This window comes from Microcoleus sp. ARI1-B5, from assembly GCF_036705795.1.
In the GTDB taxonomy this organism is placed as follows: domain Bacteria; phylum Cyanobacteriota; class Cyanobacteriia; order Cyanobacteriales; family Microcoleaceae; genus Microcoleus.
Genome location: NZ_JAUBVK010000002.1, coordinates 132,782 through 134,160, shown reverse-complemented (window position 1 = coordinate 134,160; position 1,379 = coordinate 132,782). Strand labels below are relative to the sequence as shown.

Here is a 1,379-nt window from a genome sequence, read left to right as displayed (position 1 = left end):
ACAGTTTATTTACGACCAACAGGGAGCGATTATTAAAGCTTCTCAGGAAGCACGAGAGGAAGGCAGAGAGGAAGGAAAAGAAGTAGGAATGCGAGAAAAGGCGATCGCGATCGCCCGACAATTACTTTCACGCCTAGATGACGAAACCATCAGCCAAACTACAGGGCTGAGCCTTGAGGATGTACGCAATCTGCGATCGACCGATTCCTAGTTTAAAGTAGTTGGGCCCGCTCGCACATCGCCCGCCGAGATCCCGCACTCAACCCCTCGATCGGACAGACAGTGGCGCTACACTCAACTCTGGGCTAAAATAATCACATATTATTAACAATCGGCAGAGAGGGGCTTCGGTGGCAGGAAACGAGGCAACTGCGAAAAACAAAAGTCAGAAAACATTAGGAAAAACCCCCTTGGGTTCCAGTCATTACGGCTTGTTAGGGCTGCATCCTTCAGCCCAAGCCATCGAAATTCGGCGATCGTACCGGGAACTGAGCAAACTCTACCATCCCGATACTACCGACTTGCCGCCCGCAGTCGCTACCGCCAAATTTCAGCAGCTCAACAACGCCTACGCCACCCTCAGCAACCCAGAACGCCGCCTCGCCTACGACCTCAAAATAGGCTATTCTCGCCTGAACGTGATTCAGTCGCCCCCGGGCTTCAACACTCCGGTTTCGGGATCGAGTAAAAAAACTTCTAACTCGGCTTACCTAGATCCCACGGATCGGCCTCTGTCCCCCGGCGAAATATTCGCTCTATTTATCATGGGGGCTACTTTAGTCGGATGCTTGGTACTGGCGATCGCGATCGGCTTAATTCGCGGCAATTAAACCCTCAAATCCCCAATCCCCGAATCCCCCAATCTAAAATCTAAAATCTAAAATCTAAAATCCCATGACTCTTCCTTCCGCTGACACTCCTTTGTACAGCCATCCACTGCCAGAAATCGAGCAGTGGCTAAAAAGCCGCGGCTGCCAGCAAGACCGGCGAGAACTCCACTGCTGGCAGATCGATCGACCTACCTGGAAAGCAGAACTCTCCCTCGATATCGACCAACTCACCGTCCGCTACATTGACGCCGGAGCCGACGGCCAAGACATTCAGCGATCCTTCAAATACTCTCTCTCGCGTCACGACATTGAAGATGCCGTTTTCTCCGGCCCCTAATTTGATTTTAGATTGGCGATTTTAGATTTTAGATTGAGAAATATACTTCAGAATCCACATCTAATTGGAAACTGAAAAATTAATCTAAAATCCAAAATCCAAAATCCAAAATCGTTTTTAGATTTTAGATTGAGGAATATACTTCAGAATCCACATCTAATTGGAAACTGAAAAATTAATCTAAAATCCAAAATCCAAAATCCAAAATCGTT

The 1,379-nt window shown here is 48.1% G+C and carries 2 protein-coding genes and 1 pseudogene; all 3 read left to right on the top strand.

Annotated features, from left to right (window positions below):
- Positions 1-211: pseudogene (locus QUB63_RS03430) on the top strand (Rpn family recombination-promoting nuclease/putative transposase); the annotation flags it as partial.
- A gap of 139 nt (positions 212-350) precedes the next feature.
- Complete coding sequence (locus QUB63_RS03425) at positions 351-830, top strand: J domain-containing protein (protein ID WP_332943399.1); 480 nt, start codon at positions 351-353, stop codon at positions 828-830.
- A 64-nt stretch (positions 831-894) separates the two neighbouring features.
- On the top strand, positions 895-1,167 hold the full coding sequence (locus QUB63_RS03420) for a DUF3143 domain-containing protein (RefSeq protein ID WP_332943398.1): 273 nt from the start codon (positions 895-897) through the stop codon (positions 1,165-1,167).
- Positions 1,168-1,379 lie beyond the last annotated feature (212 nt).

What these genes read in the sequence shown, in the direction of transcription:
- QUB63_RS03420 (WP_332943398.1), top strand. Translation starts at nt 895, where the DNA reads ATGACTCTTCCTTCCGCTGACACTCCTTTGTACAGCCATCCACTGCCA.